Annotated in this window: 13 protein-coding genes, 3 tRNA genes and 1 pseudogene; 10 read left to right on the top strand and 7 right to left on the bottom strand. The window is 67.0% G+C overall.

Annotated elements, in window-relative coordinates:
* Nucleotides 1-17 precede the first annotated feature (17 nt).
* From V3B30_RS06740 to V3B30_RS06730, 3 genes are all read left to right on the top strand, one after another.
* Nucleotides 18-302 (top strand): hypothetical protein, encoded by a 285-nt coding sequence (locus tag V3B30_RS06740; protein ID WP_262084496.1) that lies wholly within the window; start codon nt 18-20, stop codon nt 300-302.
* 138 nt (nt 303-440) lie between these two features.
* Nucleotides 441-2,132, top strand: coding sequence for an asparagine synthase B (asnB, locus tag V3B30_RS06735; RefSeq protein ID WP_262084495.1), 1,692 nt, complete (start codon nt 441-443; stop codon nt 2,130-2,132).
* A 100-nt stretch (nt 2,133-2,232) separates the two neighbouring features.
* Complete coding sequence (locus V3B30_RS06730; protein ID WP_262084494.1) at nt 2,233-3,621, top strand: cation:proton antiporter; 1,389 nt, start codon at nt 2,233-2,235, stop codon at nt 3,619-3,621.
* Between the two features lie 11 nt (nt 3,622-3,632).
* On the opposite strand, the pseudogene V3B30_RS06725 reads toward V3B30_RS06730, so the two are convergent.
* Nucleotides 3,633-5,961, bottom strand: a pseudogene (locus tag V3B30_RS06725) (penicillin acylase family protein).
* Nucleotides 5,962-6,084: 123 nt separating this feature from the next.
* On the opposite strand from V3B30_RS06725, the gene bfr reads away from it, so the two are divergent.
* Nucleotides 6,085-6,573 carry a bacterioferritin gene (bfr, locus tag V3B30_RS06720; protein ID WP_004151115.1) on the top strand — a complete coding sequence of 163 codons (489 nt, stop codon included), beginning with the start codon at nt 6,085-6,087 and terminating at the stop codon, nt 6,571-6,573.
* 282 nt (nt 6,574-6,855) lie between these two features.
* Here the strand turns inward: bfr and parC are convergent, their stop codons facing one another.
* Both parC and V3B30_RS06710 read right to left on the bottom strand, forming a co-directional pair.
* Nucleotides 6,856-9,099: a DNA topoisomerase IV subunit A gene (gene parC / locus V3B30_RS06715; protein WP_100471773.1), complete on the bottom strand. Its 2,244-nt coding sequence runs from the start codon at nt 9,097-9,099 to the stop codon at nt 6,856-6,858.
* Nucleotides 9,100-9,158: 59 nt separating this feature from the next.
* Nucleotides 9,159-10,040, bottom strand: a complete 882-nt coding sequence (locus V3B30_RS06710) for a helix-turn-helix transcriptional regulator (protein ID WP_202908116.1) — start codon at nt 10,038-10,040, stop codon at nt 9,159-9,161.
* A gap of 172 nt (nt 10,041-10,212) precedes the next feature.
* Between V3B30_RS06710 and emrR the strand changes: the two genes are divergently transcribed.
* The 5 genes from emrR (at nt 10,213) to V3B30_RS06685 (ending at nt 16,130) form a co-directional block, all read left to right on the top strand.
* Nucleotides 10,213-10,656: a multidrug efflux system transcriptional regulator EmrR gene (gene emrR / locus V3B30_RS06705; RefSeq protein ID WP_005415875.1), complete on the top strand. Its 444-nt coding sequence runs from the start codon at nt 10,213-10,215 to the stop codon at nt 10,654-10,656.
* On the top strand, nt 10,653-12,146 hold the full coding sequence (gene emrC, locus V3B30_RS06700) for a multidrug efflux transporter outer membrane subunit EmrC (RefSeq protein ID WP_262084493.1): 1,494 nt from the start codon (nt 10,653-10,655) through the stop codon (nt 12,144-12,146). Before emrR ends, emrC begins: the two co-directional genes overlap by 4 nt.
* Before the next feature lie 11 nt (nt 12,147-12,157).
* Complete coding sequence (emrA, locus tag V3B30_RS06695) at nt 12,158-13,336, top strand: multidrug efflux MFS transporter periplasmic adaptor subunit EmrA (protein ID WP_099551083.1); 1,179 nt, start codon at nt 12,158-12,160, stop codon at nt 13,334-13,336.
* Between the two features lie 7 nt (nt 13,337-13,343).
* Nucleotides 13,344-14,930, top strand: a complete 1,587-nt coding sequence (emrB, locus tag V3B30_RS06690; RefSeq protein ID WP_100471776.1) for a multidrug efflux MFS transporter permease subunit EmrB — start codon at nt 13,344-13,346, stop codon at nt 14,928-14,930.
* A 285-nt stretch (nt 14,931-15,215) separates the two neighbouring features.
* A complete protein-coding gene (locus V3B30_RS06685) occupies nt 15,216-16,130 on the top strand; it encodes an IS110 family transposase (RefSeq protein WP_100473616.1) in 915 nt (304 codons plus the stop codon).
* Between the two features lie 173 nt (nt 16,131-16,303).
* Here V3B30_RS06685 and V3B30_RS06680 read toward each other — a convergent pair.
* A tRNA-Leu gene (locus tag V3B30_RS06680) sits at nt 16,304-16,388 on the bottom strand.
* Between the two features lie 50 nt (nt 16,389-16,438).
* Nucleotides 16,439-17,338 (bottom strand): LysR family transcriptional regulator, encoded by a 900-nt coding sequence (locus V3B30_RS06675; protein WP_262084676.1) that lies wholly within the window; start codon nt 17,336-17,338, stop codon nt 16,439-16,441.
* Nucleotides 17,339-17,436: 98 nt separating this feature from the next.
* On the opposite strand from V3B30_RS06675, the gene V3B30_RS06670 reads away from it, so the two are divergent.
* Nucleotides 17,437-18,183 (top strand): sulfite exporter TauE/SafE family protein, encoded by a 747-nt coding sequence (locus V3B30_RS06670; protein ID WP_262084492.1) that lies wholly within the window; start codon nt 17,437-17,439, stop codon nt 18,181-18,183.
* A gap of 56 nt (nt 18,184-18,239) precedes the next feature.
* Here the strand turns inward: V3B30_RS06670 and V3B30_RS06665 are convergent.
* Nucleotides 18,240-18,324, bottom strand: a tRNA-Leu gene (locus V3B30_RS06665).
* Nucleotides 18,325-18,529: 205 nt separating this feature from the next.
* A tRNA-Leu gene (locus V3B30_RS06660) sits at nt 18,530-18,614 on the bottom strand.
* Between the last annotated feature and the right edge of the window lie 155 nt (nt 18,615-18,769).

The following is an 18,769-nucleotide window of genomic DNA, read 5'->3' as shown; positions in this document are numbered from 1 at the left end:
GGCGCCGCCATGCAGAAGTGCTGAGCTTCGGCCCGGGCGAACCCGTGCTCACCGGCGTGCTGGTACAGCTGAAACGCATGCGCCGGATCACGCGGCAGCCCCACGACCTTCTCGAGCAGCGCGCCCAGGTCCACCTGCGCTTCGTGAAGTGGTTGCCAACGCAACGGTTGCGCCGTGCTGGAAACCGGGGTAGGGTCGTTTCCATGTCGATCCGCCTGGCCACCGCCGTCAACAACAACCGCAATAATCTGCGCGCGAATAATCGTGCGCGGCCGATGCGGGACTGCGCCCTGGGCAGATAGACAGCAACATACGCCCGGACACCAGAAAACCCGCATCGGTCGATGCGGGTTTTTTTGTGCCCGGGCGCAGCCCCACCCGGGCCTGGATGGCCGGTCGAACACCTCCCACCCGTGAAATCCCCCAACAGGAGCTCCCCCATGTGTTCGATCTTCGGAATCTTCGGCCTGCAGGCCGGTGACGATCTTCCCGCCCTGCGCCGCCATGCGCTGGAACTGTCGCAGCGCCAGCGCCACCGCGGCCCGGACTGGAGCGGCGTGTACCTCGACGAAGGTGCGCTGCTGGTCCACGAGCGGCTGGCCATCGTCGACCCGGCCGGTGGTTCGCAGCCGCTGCTGTCGGCCGATGGCCAGCTGGCGCTGGCGGTCAACGGCGAGATCTACAACCACCAGGCATTGAAGGCGGCGCTGACCACCGCCTACGACTTCCAGACCGGCTCGGACTGTGAGGTGATCAACGCGCTGTACCGCCAGGGTGGTTCGCCGGCGCAGTGGCTGGAACAGCTCAATGGCATCTTCGCCTTCGCGCTGTGGGACCGTGACAGCGGGCGCGTGCTGGTGGCGCGCGACCCGGTGGGCGTGGTGCCCTTGTACTGGGGCCACGATGCCCAGGGGCGCCTGCGCGTCGCGTCGGAAATGAAGGCGCTGGTCGATACCTGTGCCGACGTCGCGCAATTCCCGCCGGGCCACTATTTCGACAGTGCCAGTGGTGAGCTGGTGCGCTATTACCAGCAGCCGTGGCGCGACTATGCCGACGTGCAGGGCCGCCAGGCCGACCTGGCCGAGCTGCGCCAGGCGTTCGAGCATGCGGTGGAGCGCCAGCTGATGAGCGACGTGCCGTACGGCGTGCTGCTGTCCGGTGGCCTCGATTCGTCGCTGGTGGCGGCCGTTGCCGCGCGCTATGCGCGTCGCCGCATCGAGGATGGCGGGCAGACCGAAGCCTGGTGGCCGCGCCTGCACTCGTTCGCGATCGGCTTGAAGGGCTCGCCCGACCTGGCCGCCGCTGCGATCGCCGCCGAAGCGCTGGGCACCGTGCATCACGGTTTCGAGTACACCTTCGAGGAAGGCCTCGATGCGCTGCCGGAAGTGATCCGCCACATCGAGACCTACGACGTCACCACCATCCGCGCATCGACGCCGATGTTCCTGCTGGCGCGGCGGATCAAGGCGATGGGCGTGAAGATGGTGCTCTCGGGCGAAGGCAGCGACGAGATCTTCGGTGGCTACCTGTACTTCCACAAGGCACCGGATGCGCGTGAATTCCACGATGAGCTGGTGCGCAAGCTCGACGCTCTGCACAACTACGACTGCCTGCGCGCCAACAAGTCGATGATGGCCTGGGGCGTGGAGCCACGCGTGCCGTTCCTCGACCGGGAGTTCCTTGATGTGGCGATGCGCTTCGATGCCGCGCACAAGATGGTCGGTGCCGGCTTTGGTGGCCGCCGCATCGAGAAGGCGGTGCTGCGCGAGGCCTTCGACGGCTACCTGCCGGACAGCATCCTGTGGCGGCAGAAGGAGCAGTTCAGCGATGGCGTTGGCTACGGCTGGATCGATGGGCTGAAGGCGCATGCCGAAGCGCAGGTGAGCGATCGCGTACTGGCGGCGGCCGACAAGCGCTTCCCGCACAACCCGCCGCAGACCAAGGAGGCGTATTACTACCGCCACCTGTTCGAGCAGTTCTTCCCGAGCCGTGCGGCTGCCGAAACCGTGCCGGGCGGCAAGTCGATCGCCTGCTCGTCGCCGGCGGCGATTGCCTGGGATGCCAGCTTCGCCGCCGCTGCAGATCCGTCGGGTCGCGCGATCGCCGGCGTGCACGCGCAGGCACTGGCTTAAGCGCCGAAAAGGGGACGGAGGGGATCAAGTCGTTTGTGCCTCAAATGACTTGATCCCCTCCGTCCCCATTTTCGTATCATCGCTCCCTGCACATTGGGGAATGTTCATGGACGTACGGACCGGGGGCCAGGCGCCGCCGATCAAGTGGGGATGGCGCTACCTGGCCTGGGCCGGGGTGCCCTTGCTGGCCGGCGTGCTGCTGGCGCGGTATGCCGGGCCGGCGGCGCCTGAGGCGGTTGCCCGCGCCACGGCTGCGGCTGAAGGCCGCTGGGTGCAGCATCTGGCGTCACCGCTGGCCCTGTTCCTGCTGCAACTGCTGGTGCTGCTGCTGGTGGCAAAGGGCGCGGGCGCACTGCTCAAGCGCCTCGGCCAGCCTGCCGTGATCGGCGAGATGGCCGCTGGCCTGATGATGGGGCCGCTGGTGCTCGGCAGCCTGGTGCCGCAGCTGCATGGCGCCTTGTTCCCGGCCAGTTCTCTGGGGCCGCTGAGCATGCTCAGCCAGTTGGGCGTGCTGATGTTCCTGCTGGTGGCCGGTGCCGAGCTGGACCTGGCGGCGCTGCGTGGCCGCCGGCGCTTCGCCTTCACGGTCAGCCATGCCGGCATTGCAGTGCCGTTCGCGCTTGGCGTGGCGCTGGCCATCTGGCTGTATCCGCAACACGGTCCGCAGGGTGTGGGCTTTACCGCATTCGCGTTGTTCGTCGGCATCTCGATGAGCATTACCGCGTTTCCCGTGCTGCTGCGCATCCTTGCCGACCGCGGTATCACGCAGACGCCGCTGGGTCAGACCGCCATCGCTTGCGCGGCATTGGGCGATGCCACGGCATGGTGCCTGCTGGCATTGATCGTGGCGGCTGCGCAGGCCAGCGGCTGGTTGCCGGCCAGCCTGAACCTGCTGTGCGTGGTGGCGTTCGTGGCGTTGATGCTGGGGCTGGTGAAGCCATGGTTCGCGCGCCAGCAGATTGCGCCAGGCCGTGAGGGGCGCTGGCTGCTTGGCATCCTGCTGCTGTCGCTGGGCAGTGCGCTGGTCACCGAAATGCTGGGCATCCACGCGCTGTTCGGCGCGTTCGCCGCGGGCGTCGCGGTATCGTCCAACGCGAATCTGCGCGACCTGCTGATGGCCCGGGTCGAACCGTTCGCGGTGACCCTGCTGCTGCCGTTGTTCTTCGCCATGACCGGGCTGCGCATGCGCGCCGATGCGCTGCAGGCCAGCGACATCGTGTTGTGCGTGGTGGTGATCGTGGTGGCCGCGGCCGGCAAGCTGCTGGGTACCTTCAGCGCGGCGCGCAGTGCGGGCATGCCATCGCGCGAAGCGTGGCGGCTGGGGGCGCTGATGAACACCCGTGGCCTGATGGAGCTGATCGTGCTCAACCTGGGCTACGAACTGGGCCTGCTCGGCGACCGCCTGTTCGCGGTGCTGGTGATCATGGCGCTGGTGACCACGGCGATGACCGGGCCGCTGCTGGGCCTGATCGAGCGGCGTAGAGGCTGACCGTGCTGGCGCTACCTCGCCGGGACCAGCGTCATGGTGTGCTGCGCCTTGCCGGGCAGGAACGGCGTCGGGCGCCCATGCACCCAGTCTTCGTGGCCGGCGCCCCAGTACGGTGACAGCGGATGGCCGCTCTGGCCGCCGGGCATATGCACGATGCCGTCGGCCTCGTGGCCGGGCGAGACCACCATGCGTTCAGAGGCGCCGAAATTCGGCGTCTGCACGCGCGGCATGTCGCGGTCGCCGGGCAGGTGGTCGGCGGGCATGCACAGCCAGCGCTGGGTGATCCTGGGCAACGCCCGTGCAAGCGGGTGACAGAGCGCCGCAGTGTTGCGCTCCCCCCAGCTGCGCTGGGCCAGCGGGCCGTGCTTGGCCAGCTCGCTCTCGGTGCGGCGCGCTGCATCAAGCAGCAGCGCGTCCCAGCTGTCGAAAGCGGGTGGCAGCAGGTTGGCCGGGCGCTGTTCCAGCATCGGCCAGGCCACGCCTTCCAGCTGGGCCAGGCGCGGCTCCAGATAGGCATCGCCCAGCTGCGCATGGGCCGGCGCCAGCAGTGCATCGGATAGCGTCTCCATCACCTGCGCGCGGAACTCGCGCACCACCCGGTAGCTGACCGAGCTGGCCGAAGCCCGGCCGTCCCATTGGTGGCTGACGGACTTCAAGCGCTTCAGCGCAGGGTCGTCACTGGGTTCGATCGCGTCGTGCAGCAGGGCCCACCAGCGCTGCAGGAACACGGCGCGGTCATCGAGCTGGATCGCCAGCAGGTCGTGCTCATCGAAGCGGTCCTGGATCGCCAGCAGGTCGCGGATCTGCCGCGCCCGGGCACCGAGGTCATAGCCGCCGTTGCCGACGGTAGCCAGTGCCTCGCCGTCGAGGACGCGACCGTTGGCGGTCCACAGGCGATGGTTGGGGGGATCGATCAGTGCCGGCGAGGCATCGCTGCGGATTGGCCAGGGCGCGCAGTCCTGGTTGCTGGCCGCATTGAAGCCGGCCGGTGCACAGCCGGGGCCGCGGTCCGGACGGGCGCCGATCAGGCGCCAGGCGATGCGTCCGCTGCGATCGCCGACCACCAGGTTCTGCGCAGGGATGCCTGCCTCGTCGGCGAAGCGCAGCGCGCTGTCGAGGTCTCCTGCACGGGCCAGGTCACCAAAGTCCAGGCGCACCGCGCCGGGCAGGTGCGCGACCCAACGCAGGGCATCGCCGCTGCCATCGGCATGGGTGTGCAGGATCGGCCCCCAGGCGGTTTCGCGCACCGGGAACACCACGTCGGCCTGGCCGGCCACGGTGATGCGTTCTTCATGCACGGTCACGGCGGCATTGGCTGCTTCCGTACGGTAGTCCGCCGTGTCGATGTAACTGTTGGTGAAGCCCCAGGCAACGTGCCCGTTGCTGCCGACGATCACTGCCGGCAGGCCGGGCAGCGAGAAGCCGGTGACATCGACCTGGCCGCCAGCGGCCTGCGGGTCGGGGTAGCGCAGCCGCACGCGGAACCACAGGCCGGGGGCGCGCAGGCCCAGGTGCATGTCGTCGGCGATGATCGCGCGGCCGTCGGCGGTGAGCGCCCCGGCTACCGCGAAGTTGTTGCTGCCGACGGCATCGGCCTCTTCCTGCTCGGCGCCTGGTTTTTCCTTCAATGTGCGCAGGTCCAGCTGGCTGGCATCGGGCAGGGGGGGCGTTGCCGGTGGGTTCACCAAACAGCGGTGCATCCCATTCGGTGCCGTCGTGGGCGATCAGCGCGTACAGCGCAGGCGGCACCACCGCGCGGATGCGGCTGAGCGCAAGCTCGGTCTGGTTGCCCGGGTCCTGCAGGTCGGCGTACATGGCCAGCCCGGTCAGCACACTGTCGCTGGCCTGCCACGGGCGTGGTGACTGCCGCAGCAGCAGGTAAGCCCATGGACGCACCGAGAGATCTGCAAGGCCTTCGTTGACGCCGTCCACATAGGCGCGCACAACCGCACCGCTGCCGCCCAGCGCGGCGTCCAGATGCGCCTCGGTGCGCGCGCGCAGGCGGTGCACGCGCATGCGCTTGTCGGCGTCGATGGCCTTCGGCCCGAACAGCGCCGACAGCTCGCCGGCCGCGCTGCGGCGCATCAGGTCCATTTCGAAATAGCGTTCCTGCGCATGCACGCGGCCCAGCGCGCGCATCGCGTCGGCCTGGCTGCCGGCGGTGATGGTGACCACGCCCAGCGCATCGCGCTCGACGGTGACCGGCCTGGCCAGCCCGGGCAGTGCATGTTCGCCGTCGAGGTCGGCCAGGCTGCCGCGCAGCAGCAGCCACAGGACCAGTGCGGTGACCAGCATGATGGCGATCAACACGCCCACCACCCAACGCCATGTACGTCGCATCGCACGTCCTTTCCGAACTCGTGGGCGGATTGTAGCCGCAGGCGCAACTGCGACTGATTCCGATTAGATCACCGGATTCTGAAATGCGGCACCCTATGCCACATCGATTCACAGGAGCCCCCCATGAAAGGCAACCCGGACGTCATCGCCTGCCTGAAGGAACTGCTGCGCGGCGAGCTTGCTGCCCGCGACCAGTACTTCATCCACTCCCGCCGCTACGAGGACCAGGGCCTGTTCGCGCTTTACGAACGCCTGAACCACGAGATGGAAGAAGAGACCCAGCACGCCGATGCACTGCTGCGCCGCATCCTGTTCCTCGGCGGCGACCCGGACATGCGCCCGCATGCCACCGAGCCGGGCAAGACCGTGGAGGAGATGCTGCAGAAGGATCTCGACACTGAATACGCGGTTCGGAACAATCTCGCCGCCGGCATGAAGCTGTGCGAGGAGAAGGGGGACTACGTGAGCCGCGACATGCTGCTGGCGCAGCTGAAGGACACCGAGGAAGACCACGCCTGGTGGCTGGAGCAGCAGCTGGGCCTGATCAAGCGCATCGGCCTGGAGCTGTACCAGCTGAGCAAGATCGACGGCAACGGTGCCCCGGCGCACTGAGCCGACGTCCCCTTCTGTAGAGCCGGAGTCATGCTCGGCTGATCTTTAAAAGGCAGCCGACTGACAGTCGGCTCTACCAGAAGCAAAAAGCAGCCGACCAGCGGTCGGCTGTACCGGAAGCACAGCGTTCTGTCGCCCGCCAGCACCGGAGCACCGCCAGCCAGCCTTCGCCCGCCAGCCGCTCCACCGCCCGCCAGCCGACAACGAAAAAGCCGGGGAATGCCCCGGCTTTTTCGTGTCCTGCGTCAGGCGAGGCGTGTCAACCAGGGTTGACACCTGCCCTCATTCCACCGACAGCCCTTCCACCTTCTGCCAGCCGCGCGGCAGCAGGTGGCCGCGGGTCGCGCGCGCGCCGAGGTAGGCATCGAGCTCGTTGAACTTCAGGCCCATGGTGCGCTGGCCGGCGCGGACCTGCAGGGTCTGGCCCGGGCTGATCGCCACGATGGCGACCACGCGTTCGGTGGCGAGCTTGGCCTTCGGGATCTCGATGATCTTGTTGCCCTTGCCCTTGTCCAGTTCCGGCAGGTCGTTGGCGGCGATCGCCAGCAGGTTGCCCGAACTGGTCACCGCCACGATGCGGTCGGTGGCGACGTTGGCGACCACCGACGGGGCCAGCACCGACGAACCCGCCGATAGGTTCAGCATCGCCTTGCCGGCCTTGTTGCGGCCGATCAGGTTCTCGAAGCGGGTGACGAAGCCATAGCCGTGGGTGGAGGCCAGCACGAAGCGGGTATCCGGCTCGGCGCTGGCCAGGGTCACGAAGCTGGTGCCCGGCGCCGGCGAGAAGCGGCCGGTCAGCGGTTCACCGTTGCCACGCGCGGAGGGCAGGGTGTGCACCGGCGTCGAGTAGGCGCGGCCCTCGCTGTCGAGGAACGCAACCTGCTGGGTGCTGCGCGCGCGCACCGCGCCCTGCAGGGCGTCGCCGTCGCGGTAGGACAGGGCGGACGCATCGACGTCGTGGCCCTTGGCGGCACGGATCCAACCCTTCTCCGACAGCACCACCGTCATCGGCTCGCTCGGCACCAGCTCGGTCTCGTCGATGGCCTGCGCGGCCTGGCGCTGCACCAGCGGCGAACGCCGTGCGTCGCCGAACTTCTTGGCATCGGCGGTCAGTTCGTCGCGGATCAGCTTCTTCAGCTTGGCCTTGCTGTCGAGGATGCCGAGGATCTTCTCGCGTTCCTTGGCCAGCTCGTCCTGCTCGCCGCGGATCTTCATCTCTTCCAGGCGGGCCAGCTGCTTCAGCTTGGTTTCCAGGATGTACTCGGCCTGTTCCTCGGACAGGCCGAAGCGCGCGATCAGCGCCGCCTTCGGTTCGTCCTCGGTACGGATGATGTGGATCACCTCGTCCAGGTTGAGGAAGGCGACCAGCAGGCCTTCCAGCAGGTGCAGGCGGCGCTCGACCTTCTGCAGGCGGTGCTGCAGGCGGCGGGTGACGGTGTTGCTGCGGAAGGTCAGCCATTCGCTGAGCAGCATCTTCAGGTTCTTCACCTGCGGACGGCCGTCCAGCCCGATCACGTTGAGGTTGACGCGGTAGCTGCGTTCCATGTCCGTGGTCGCGAACAGGTGGCCCATCAGCTGCTCGGCGTCGACGCGGTTGGAGCGCGGCACCAGCACCACGCGCACCGGGTTGGCGTGGTCGGATTCATCGCGGATGTCCTCCAGCCACGGCAGCTTCTTGGCGCGCATCTGCGCGGCGATCTGCTCGATCACCTTCGACGGCGACACCTGGAACGGCAGCGCGGTGACCACGATGTTGTGCGCTTCCTTGGTGAAGGTGGCACGCGCACGCACGCTGCCGTTGCCGGTCTCGTAGATGTTCCGCAGGTCGTTGGCCGGGGTGATGATCTCGGCGCTGGACGGGTAGTCCGGGCCCTGCACGTGCTCGCACAGGTCGCGCACGCTGGCATCGGGGTTGTCCAGCAGGTGCAGCAGCGCGCTGACGATCTCGTTGAGATTGTGCGGCGGCACGTCGGTGGCCATGCCCACGGCGATGCCGGTGGTGCCGTTCAGCAGCAGGTGCGGCAGCCGCGCCGGCATCCAGGTCGGCTCCTGCAGGGTGCCGTCGAAGTTCGGTGCCCAGTCGGTGGTGCCCTGGCCCAGTTCGCCCAGCAGCACTTCGGCGATCGGGGTCAGCTTGGATTCGGTGTAACGCATCGCCGCGAACGACTTCGGGTCGTCGCTGGAGCCGAAGTTGCCCTGGCCCTCGATCAGCGGGTAGCGGTACGAGAACGGCTGGGCCATCAGCACCAGCGCCTCATAGCACGCGCTGTCGCCGTGCGGGTGGTACTTGCCGATGACGTCACCGACGGTGCGCGCGGACTTCTTCGGCTTGGACGCGGCATTCAGGCCCAGCTCGCTCATCGAATAGATGATGCGGCGCTGCACCGGCTTCAGGCCGTCGCCGATGAACGGCAGGGCACGGTCCAGGACCACGTACATCGAGTAGTCGAGGTAGGCGCGTTCGGCGTACTCGCGCAGCGGCAGTTGTTCGAATCCGTGGAACACGGGGCGGGCAAGTTCGGTCATGCGGCGTTGTTACCTATGTCGGGAGGCGGCGACGGCGGTCGCCGCTCGCAATCCTGTGATTATCCGGATGCGGCGGGGGATGCCAAGCCGCGCGCAGGATCCAGCCCGGTTTCCAGGCCGTGCCCGGCCCGTGCCAGGTAGCGCCCGGGTGGCAACCCGAAGTGGCGGCGGAACACGGTGACGAAGGCGCTGGCGCTGCTGAAGCCCAGCGCGTGGGCGATGTCGGCCACGCTGCGGCCGTCGGTGAGCTGTCGCAGGGCCTCGGAAAGGCGGGCCTGTTGCCGCCATTGGGCGAAGCTGAGCGTGGTCTCGTCGCGGAAGTGGCGGGTCAGGCTGCGCGGCGACAGGCCCGCCCAATGCGCCCATTCGGCCAGGCTGCGTTCGTCGGAGGGGTCGGCCAGCAGCTGAGAGGCGATCTTCAGCAGGCGCCGGTCGTGTGGCATCGGCAGGTGCATGCGCTGGCGTGGTGCGGTGCGGATCTCGTCCAGCAGCACGTCGATGATGTGCTGGCGCTCGGGCGTGGTGTCATAGCCCAGCGGCCATTCGCAGATGCGGTCGGCCAGTGCCTGCGCCAGCTTGGACAGGCCCAGTACGCAGGGATCGGCGGGCAGGGTGGCGCAGGCCGGCGCGGCCAGCGCCATGCCCCAGCCGCGCAGCGGGCCGTCGAGGGTGACCGTATGCGGCTCCAGCGGCGGCATCCAGCCGGCCGAGCCCGGTGCCAGCGACCACGTCCCATGCGAGGTGCGGGTGGTCAGCAGGCCACGTTCGACGCAGATCAGCTGGGCACGCTCGTGGTGGTGCCAGTCCACTTCACGGACCAGACCCAGCGGGCTGTCAAAGCGGAATGCGACGACCGGTGGCCCGTCATTGCGCTCGAACCAATCCAGGGCGTCATCACGCAACAGCCGCTTGGGAGGGGGGATTTCTGCCTTGTTCATCATGTCCGCTGGCTGAAATGTGTCATCCATTGGCTTAATTGTACTACCGGGCCACCTGAGCGGATCATTAAGGTAGGCGCCTTCACTGATCCAGCCCGCTGCTGCAACACAGCATTCGATGCCAGATCGAATATTTCCATTGAGAAATATTTTTTTTGGAAGAGAATGCTCCCCCATGATCTGTCCTGCAACCACTCCCCCCAGCTTCGGCCTGCTGCTGCGCCAGGTGCGCGACGGCCTGGTCCGGCAACTCGACGCGTCCATGGCTGAAGAAGATCTGGGTATCGGCTTCACCCACTACATCGGGCTGAAGGTGCTTTCCAACATGGCTCCGTGCACGGCCAACGAGCTGGCCCAGGCCATCGACCAGGTGCCCAGCGCGGTCACCCGCCTGCTGGACAAGCTGGAAGCGCTGGGTTGCGTCCGCCGCGAGCCGCATGCGCAGGACCGGCGTGCACTGCAGATCGTGCTGACCGACGAAGGCCGCGCGCTGTGGGCACGGCTGAAGCTGCGCGGCGACGCGGTGATGGATTACGCCCTGCGTGATCTTTCCGCCGACGAGCGCACGCTGCTGCTGTCTCTCCTTACCCGAATCCGCGATTCACTGACGACCCCATGAACCCGATCCCGCATTCCACTTTCCGCCGGTCCGGGCGCGCGCTGCTGGTGTCAGCGCTGGCCCTGGCCCTGGCCGCCTGCGCCAGCAGTCGTGGCCTCAACCCGCAGGGCCACGTGCTCGACGTGGACAGCCTGCACAGCGAACGCACCCTGGCCGACACCGACCTGAGCGCCACCGGCTTCCCGGCGCAGGACTGGTGGAAGGCGCTGGGCGATGCGCAGCTGGACGCGCTGGTTGCCGAAGGCCTGGCCGGCCACCCGAGCCTGGACGCCGCCGATGCGCGCCTGCGCCAGGCCCAGGCCCAGGTCGGTACCGCGCGTGCCGATCGCCTGCCCAGCCTGTCGGTGTCCGGTGGCTACACCGGCCTGCGCCTGCCCGAGTCGATGGCCGGCAGTGAGATGGGCGGCCATTATGCGGGCAGCAGCCAGGTTGCCTTCGATTTCAGCTATGGCGTGGACCTGTGGGGCGGCAAGCGCGCTGCCTGGGAAGCTGCGGTGGATGGCGCGCATGCCGCCACCGTCGAAGCCCAGGCCGCACGGCTGAGCCTGTCCACCGGCATTGCCCAGGCCTATGCCGATCTGGCTTACGCGTGGCAGCTCAACGACGTGGCCGAGGAAGAACTGAGCCGCTCGCAGAAGTCGCTGCAGTTGACCCGCCAGCGGCGCAGTGCCGGCATCGACAGCGACCTGCAGGTGCGCCAGGCCGAGGCCCGCGTGCCGGCCGCACAGCAGCAGGTGCTGGCCGCGCAGCAGCGCATCGACGCGGCCCGCACCGCGCTGGCCGCCCTGGTCGGCAAGGGGCCGGACCGGGGCCTGTCGATCCAGCGTCCGCAGCCGCTGAACCCGATGGCGCTGCAGCTGCCCGGCGTGCTGCCCAGCGAACTGCTGGGCCGTCGCCCCGACATCGTGGCCGCGCGCTGGCGCGTGGAAGCGGCCGACAAGCAGATCAAGGTCGCCAGGACCAAGTTCTACCCGAGCTTCAACCTGACCGCGCTGGCCGGCGTGGTCGCCCCGAACGTGGGTGACCTGCTGAAGAGCAGTTCGACCTTCGCCTACATCGGACCGGCGCTGAGCCTGCCGATCTTCGAAGGCGGCAAGCTGCGCGCCAACCTGGCCAACACGGATGCGCAGTACGACCTGGCGGTGGCCAACTACAACCAGACGGTGCTCGATGCACTGCGCGACGTGGCCGACCAGGTCAACGCGGTGCGCTCGCTGGCGCAGCAGGCGCACGCGCAGCAGCAGGCGGTGGACACCGCGCGTTCCGCCTTCGACCTGGCCCAGCAGCGCTACCGCGCCGGCATCGGCAGCTACCTGGACGTGCTGACCGCGCAGTCCACCCTGCTGCAGTCGCAGCAGCAGCTGGCCGGCCTGCAGTCGCAGCAGGTGCAGACCTCGGTGCGCCTGAGCAAGGCGCTGGGCGGTGGTTTCCAGCCCACTGACGCCGACCGCGCACCGATCGCCTCCCATTCCGATTCCTCGCATTCCTGAAGACTTCCGCCATGAGCCAGACCCAAGACACTGCGGCCCCGGCCGCCCCCAACCGCCGCGGCAACCTGCTGCGCGGCCTGTTCGTGATCGTCGTGCTGCTGCTTGCCGCACTGGCGTTGTGGTACTTCATGTTCGGCCGTTGGTTCGAAGAGACCGACGACGCCTACGTGCAGGGCAACCAGGTGCAGATCACCCCGCTGGTGGCCGGTACCGTGGTCGCCATCAACGCCGATGACGGCATGCGCGTGGAGCGTGGCCAGCTGCTGGTGCAGCTGGACCCGTCCGACACGTCGGTGGCGCTGCAGCAGGCCGAAGCCAACCTCGCCAAGACCGTGCGCCAGACCCGTGGCCTGTACCGCAGCGTGGAGGGCGCGCAGGCGGACTTGAACGCCCGCCAGGTGACCCTGAAGCGCGTGCGCGAAGATTTCGCCCGTCGCAAGGACCTGGCCGCCACCGGCGCCATCTCCAACGAAGAACTGGCCCACGCCCGTGACGAGCTGGCTGCCGCCGAAGCGGCCGTGGCCGGTTCGCGCGAGACCGTCGAGCGCAACCGCGCGCTGGTCGACGACACCGTGATCGCCACCCAGCCGGACGTGCAGGCCGCTGCCGCGCAGCTGCGCCAGGCATTCCTCAACAACGCCCGCGCCGGCATCGTCGCGCCGGTCACCGGCTACGTCGCCCGTCGTTCGGTGCAGGTCGGCCAGCGCGTGCAGCCGGGCAATGCGCTGATGGCCGTGGTGCCGACCGAGCAGATGTGGGTCGAGGCCAACTTCAAGGAAACCCAGTTGCGCCACATGCGCCTGGGCCAGGAAGTGGAGCTGAAGTCGGACCTGTACGCCGGTGACGTGAAGTACAAGGGCCGCATCCAGAGCCTGGGCCTGGGCACCGGCTCGGCGTTCTCGCTGCTGCCGGCGCAGAACGCCAGCGGCAACTGGATCAAGATCGTGCAGCGCGTGCCGGTCCGCATCGCCATCGATGCCAAGCAGCTGGCCGAGCACCCGCTGCGCATCGGCCTGTCGATGAAGGCCGAAGTGAGCCTGCGCGACCAGAAGGGCGAAGTGCTGCCGAGCACCCCGGCCAAGGGCACGGTGTTCGACACCGACGTGTATGCCAAGCAGCTGCATGATGCCGACGAGGTGATCCACACGATCATCCAGGGCAACCTGCCGCAGCAGGCGAAGGTGGGCTGAGGTCGCCATGTCCGCACAAGCTCCAGCCGCGCCCGGCGCTCCGGGCGCACCGGCGGCGCCGGCTGCGGCCTCCGGGTTCCTGCCGCCCAGCGTCGCCCTGTGCACCGTTGGCCTGGCGATGGCGTCTTTCATGCAGGTGCTCGACACCACCATCGCCAACGTCTCGCTGCCGACCATCGCCGGTAATCTCGGTGCCAGTTCGCAGCAGGCAACCTGGGTCATCACTTCCTTCGCGGTCAGCACGGCCATCGCGCTGCCGCTGACCGGCTGGCTCAGCCGCCGCTTCGGCGAACGCAAGCTGTTTGTGTGGGCCACGCTGGCCTTCGTCATCACCTCGCTGCTGTGCGGCCTGGCGCAGAGCATGGGCATGCTGGTGGTGTCGCGTGCGCTGCAGGGTTTCGTGGCCGGCCCGATGTACCCGATCACGCAGTCGCTGCTGGTCTCGATCTATCCGCGCGAGAAACGCGGGCAGGCATTGGCGCTGCTGGCGATGATCACGGTGGTTGCGCCGATCTGCGGCCCGATCCTCGGTGGCTGGATCACCGACAACTACAGCTGGGAATGGATCTTCCTGATCAACGTGCCGCTGGGCATCTTCGCCGCGCTGGTGGTGGGCAACCAGCTGAAGGGTCGCCCGGAGCAGATCGAGAAGCCGAAGATGGACTACGTCGGCCTGGTCACCCTGGTGATCGGTGTCGGCGCGCTGCAGCTGGTGCTCGATCTGGGAAATGACGAGGACTGGTTCTCGTCGATGAAGATCGTCGTGCTGGCCTGCGTGGCAGTGGTGACGCTGACGGTGTTCCTGATCTGGGAACTGACCGACAAGGATCCGATCGTCGACCTGAAGCTGTTCCGCCATCGCAACTTCCGCGCCGGTACGCTGGCGATGGTGGTGGCCTACGCGGCATTCTTCAGCGTGGCCCTGCTGATCCCGCAGTGGTTGCAACGGGACATGGGCTATACCGCGATCTGGGCAGGCCTGGCGACCGCGCCGATCGGCATCCTGCCGGTGATCATGACGCCGTTCGTGGGCAAGTACGCATCGCGCTTCGACATGCGCATGCTGGCCACGGTCGCGTTCATTGTGCTCTCCATGACCAGCTTCCTGCGGTCGAACTTCAACCTGCAGGTGGACTACATGCACGTGGCCGGCGTGCAGCTGATCATGGGCATCGGCGTCGCGCTGTTCTTCATGCCGGTGCTGCAGATCCTGCTGTCGGACCTGGACGGTCGCGAAATCGCGGCAGGCTCCGGCCTGGCCACGTTCCTGCGAACGCTGGGCGGCAGTTTCGCGGCGTCGCTGACAACCTGGCTGTGGGCGCGGCGCACCCAGGTGCACCATGCCGACCTGACCGAGCACATTTCGGCCTATCAGCCGGGCATGCAGGAGCAGGTGACGGCGATGGGGCAGGGTGACCTGCAACATGGCGCGGCGGTACTGAACAACATGATCAACCATCAGGCATCGCAGATGGGCTTCAACGACATCTTCTTCCTGCTGGGCTGGATCTTCCTGGCGATCATTGCGTTCCTGTGGCTGGCCAAGCCGCCGTTCGGCGCGGGGGCAGGTGCCGCCGCTGGTGGCGGGCACTGATCGATCTGCCACTGGGTAGCGCCGGGCCATGCCCGGCGGCGTTCCCGCCAGATGCATCCACGCATGGCGTGGATCTTATCTCTTGCCGATCTGGCACCTTGGGTGCCGAGAGCCCGGCGTGGGCGACCGTGTGGATCCAGGTCTTGCGACCGAGAAGTAGCTTGGGTCCCCACGCCGGATTCTCCCTGAACCGCCCGAACAGTTGGTTGAGTTGGCGCTCGAACTGATAAGACTGGGCAAGCGGGGGGGGGGCTCTCGACCCTGTCAGCCTAGCGGAGATCTGCCATGTTTGGGATCGGGATCGATGTGAGCAAAGCCACCCTGGATGTGGCTGTTCATGAAGAGCAGTTTCGTCAATTCAGCAACGACAAGCGCGGCTTTCTGCGCTTGATCCGATGGCTGAAGAAGTGGGCGATCAAGCAGGTCGTTCTTGAGGCGAGCGGGGGTTACGAGCGTGCTGCTTTGGATGCACTGTACGCTGCTGGCCTTCCCGTGGTGCGCATCAATCCGGCGCGTGCGCGGCGATTTGCGCAAGGCACGGGCCGGGCCGCTAAAACCGATCGGCTCGATGCCACGGTACTGGCGCAGATGGCCCATCTGTTGCCGCTGACCCGCTACGTACCGCCTGCACCCTGGCAACAGCGACTGGCTGAATTTGGGCAATGCCGCAGGCATCTGGTGCAGATGCGGGTCAGTGAGATGCAGCGCCTGCGGCGCTTGGCTGATCCGGACCTGATTGCAATAAAGCAACGCCATATAGCGCAGCTGTCTGACGACCTGAAGCAGTTGGATAAAGCCATTGCCGAGCAGCTTGAAGGACAGCCTGGCTGGAAGGACATCGGCTCTCTCAAAGGCGTCGGCCCCATCCTGATCAGCACACTGGCCTGCGAGCTGCCCGAACTGGGTCGCCTGGGAAGCAAAGCCATAGCGTCGCTGGTGGGGTTGGCCCCAATGAACCGCGAAAGTGGCACCTGGCAGGGCCAACGGCGCATCAGTGGTGGGCGCGCGGTGGTACGTGAAGCCCTCTACATGGCGGCGCTGACAGCCATCCGGTACGAGCCACGGCTGCGTGCGTTTTACGCTGGCCTGAAGGCCAAGGGCAAAGCGAGCAAGGTGGCACTGGTGGCGGTCATGCGCAAAATGCTGGTGATCCTCAATGCCCGCAAACGGGACGCCGAGGTGGCCCTCGGCAGCCCCTGACAAGACAGTTGCTACTGGAATGCAGAAACCCCGCCGGAAGGCGGGGTTTCTGTTTGGAGCGTTGTGCAATTCGGTAGATCCACGCCATGCGTGGATGAGCGTCGCCATCGCGTTGAATGGCAGGCCCCGGAAACGAAAAAACCCGCTTTCGCGGGTTTGATCATCTTGAGTCGTGGTGCCCAGGAGAGGACTCGAACCTCCACGGTTTTACCCGCTAGTACCTGAAACTAGTGCGTCTACCAATTCCGCCACCTGGGCGACTCAGGAGGTGAATTATGGGGAGCGACAGAAGATGTGTCAACAACATTTCACACTTTTTTCTGCGGCTGCACACCGAGGTGATGCAGCAGGCTGCGCATCGCCGGTGACAGCTGCGTCCACTCGGCAAAACACGCACACAGGCGACGTTGTGCCCACGCATCGGAGAGCGCCATGCCAACTGCATGCGAGCTGCGCCGATGCTGCCGGGCGATGGTCCGCGGCACGATGCCGACGCCGATGCCGTGGCCGACCATGATGCACACGCCTTCGAAGGTCTTCATGCGGATGCGCACATCCAGGCGTCGCCCGATGTCGCGCGCCTGGTCCTCGATGTAGGTCTGCAGAGCATTGCCATCGGCCAGGGCAACGAAGGTCTCGCCGGCAACCTCGGCAAAGGTCACGCTGCGCCGCGATGCGAGGCGGTGATCGGCCGGCAGCAGCAACACCAGCGGGTCTTCGGCGACCACGTGCTGCTGCAGGCCGGCGGCGTCGACCGCATCGCTGATGATGCCGGCCTCTGCCTGGCTGGCACTGATCGCGCGTACGACTTCGGGGCTGGTGCGCTCGATCAGTTCGACATGCAGGCGCGGGCGTTCGGCCAGCCACGGTGCGAGCCGCGCGGGCAGGTAGTTGGTCAGCGCGGCCGTGTTGGCATACAGGTGCAGGGTGCCGCGCGCGCCCTGCGCGAACGCCTGCAGTTCGCCGCGCAGCTGTGCCTGCTGCTGCAGGATCAGCCGTGCATGATGGGCGAGGGCGGCGCCGGCCTCGGTCAGGCTGACGCCGCGTGGGTGCCGGTTCAACAGCGGGGTGCCAGCATCGGCTTCGATCGTGCGCAGGCGTTCGCTGGCTGAACCCAATGCCAGGTTTGCCTGTGCCGCGCCGGCGGTGATGCTGCCGGCTTCGGCGATTGCCAGGAACAGGCGCAGGTCGGCGATGTCCATCCGCATGTCGTGCCTCATTGCTGATCCGGCGCCTTCGGGTCAGCCGAAGGCTCGGCCGGGAAGACCGCATTGTGCGCCGGGTGACGGCCCGATCCAATGAAGGCATGAATGAATCGATGTACTTCCATGTGCTGTTGGTGGTGGTGTTCGTGCTGGCCGGCGTGGTCAAGGGTGTGACAGGGATGGGGCTGCCGACCGTGGCGATGGGCCTGCTGGGTGGCGCACTGTCACCGGTGGCGGCGGCATCGATGCTGTTCATCCCGACCTTCGTCACCAATGCGTGGCAGCTGCTGTCCGGGCCGTCACTGGGCCACATCGTGCGGCGCCTGTGGCCGATGATGCTGGCCGTGGTGGTGGTGACGCTGGGGTCGGCGGCGCTGCTGGTGCGGGTCGATCGCACCTGGTCGCGCGTGGCGTTGGGCGTGGCGCTGGTGGTCTACGCGGCGTATGCGCTGCTCGCGCCGGTGTTCCGCGTACCGCAGCGGCGCGAGCGTTGGCTGGGGCCGCTGGTGGGTGCGCTGTCCGGTGTGGTGACGGGTGCGACGGGGGTGTTCGTGATGCCGGCGGTGCCGTACCTGCAGTCGCTGGGGTTGCAGCGCGAGGAGCTGGTACAGGCGCTCGGGCTGGCGTTCACCGTGTCGACGATTTCGCTGACCACCGGCCTGGTGCTGCACGGCGCGTTCGGCATCCAGCAGCTGGGGCTGAGTGCATTGGCGGTGCTGCCGGCGCTGCTGGGCATGTGGCTGGGCCAGGTGATCCGGCAGCGCATCAGTGCGCGCGTGTTCCGCGCCTGCTTCCTGGGGTTCCTGCTGCTGCTTGGCCTGGAGCTGGTGCTGCGGCCGCTGTTCTGATGCCGCATTCCAGGCATGAAAAAACCCGCTTTCGCGGGTTTTTCTCATTCTCGACGTGGTGCCCAGGAGAGGACTCGAACCTCCACGGTTTTACCCGCTAGTACCTGAAACTAGTGCGTCTACCAATTCCGCCACCTGGGCGTCGAGGAGCGAGATTATGGGGTGCCGTGACGGGGGTGTCAACACCTTTTCTGGATCCGGGGTCGGATCCCGTTTCGCGTGCGGAACGGGCTCTGACCCCAACCCACTCGCTTGGCGTCAGAGCCCTTTCCTGTGGAAAGGGATCCGACCCCGCTGTGGGATCTCAGGCAAAAAAAATCCCCGCCGAAGCGAGGAGTTTTTCCGATGGTGCCCAGGAGAGGACTCGAACCTCCACGGTTTTACCCGCTAGTACCTGAAACTAGTGCGTCTACCAATTCCGCCACCTGGGCGTTCCAGAGGCGCAATTGTGAAGATGAACCCGCAGGCTGTCAACGATTTCCTGAATATTTTTCACGCAGGACCTTCAAGACGGCCGCTGACCCGTTCTGCACGCCGTCAGCGGCTACCATGTAGGGCGATGACTACCAAAAAACCAAGCAAGGGC

Source organism: Stenotrophomonas sp. SMYL41, from assembly GCF_036319965.1.
Taxonomy (GTDB): Bacteria; Pseudomonadota; Gammaproteobacteria; order Xanthomonadales; family Xanthomonadaceae; genus Stenotrophomonas; species Stenotrophomonas maltophilia_R.
The sequence above is the reverse complement of the archived record's forward strand: the minus strand, read 5'-3'. Positions and strand labels throughout refer to the sequence as shown.

Excerpts from the sequence above, each read along its gene's own strand:
- V3B30_RS06670 (WP_262084492.1), top strand. The coding sequence starts at position 17,437 with ATGAATGAATCGATGTACTTCCATGTGCTGTTGGTGGTGGTGTTCGTG.
- emrA (WP_099551083.1), top strand. The coding sequence starts at position 12,158 with ATGAGCCAGACCCAAGACACTGCGGCCCCGGCCGCCCCCAACCGCCGC.
- parC (WP_100471773.1), bottom strand. The coding sequence starts at position 9,099 with ATGACCGAACTTGCCCGCCCCGTGTTCCACGGATTCGAACAACTGCCG.
- V3B30_RS06730 (WP_262084494.1), top strand. The coding sequence starts at position 2,233 with ATGTTCATGGACGTACGGACCGGGGGCCAGGCGCCGCCGATCAAGTGG.
- V3B30_RS06710 (WP_202908116.1), bottom strand. The coding sequence starts at position 10,040 with ATGATGAACAAGGCAGAAATCCCCCCTCCCAAGCGGCTGTTGCGTGAT.
- V3B30_RS06675 (WP_262084676.1), bottom strand. The coding sequence starts at position 17,338 with ATGCGGATGGACATCGCCGACCTGCGCCTGTTCCTGGCAATCGCCGAA.
- asnB (WP_262084495.1), top strand. The coding sequence starts at position 441 with ATGTGTTCGATCTTCGGAATCTTCGGCCTGCAGGCCGGTGACGATCTT.
- bfr (WP_004151115.1), top strand. The coding sequence starts at position 6,085 with ATGAAAGGCAACCCGGACGTCATCGCCTGCCTGAAGGAACTGCTGCGC.
- emrB (WP_100471776.1), top strand. The coding sequence starts at position 13,344 with ATGTCCGCACAAGCTCCAGCCGCGCCCGGCGCTCCGGGCGCACCGGCG.
- emrC (WP_262084493.1), top strand. The coding sequence starts at position 10,653 with ATGAACCCGATCCCGCATTCCACTTTCCGCCGGTCCGGGCGCGCGCTG.
- emrR (WP_005415875.1), top strand. The coding sequence starts at position 10,213 with ATGATCTGTCCTGCAACCACTCCCCCCAGCTTCGGCCTGCTGCTGCGC.
- V3B30_RS06685 (WP_100473616.1), top strand. The coding sequence starts at position 15,216 with ATGTTTGGGATCGGGATCGATGTGAGCAAAGCCACCCTGGATGTGGCT.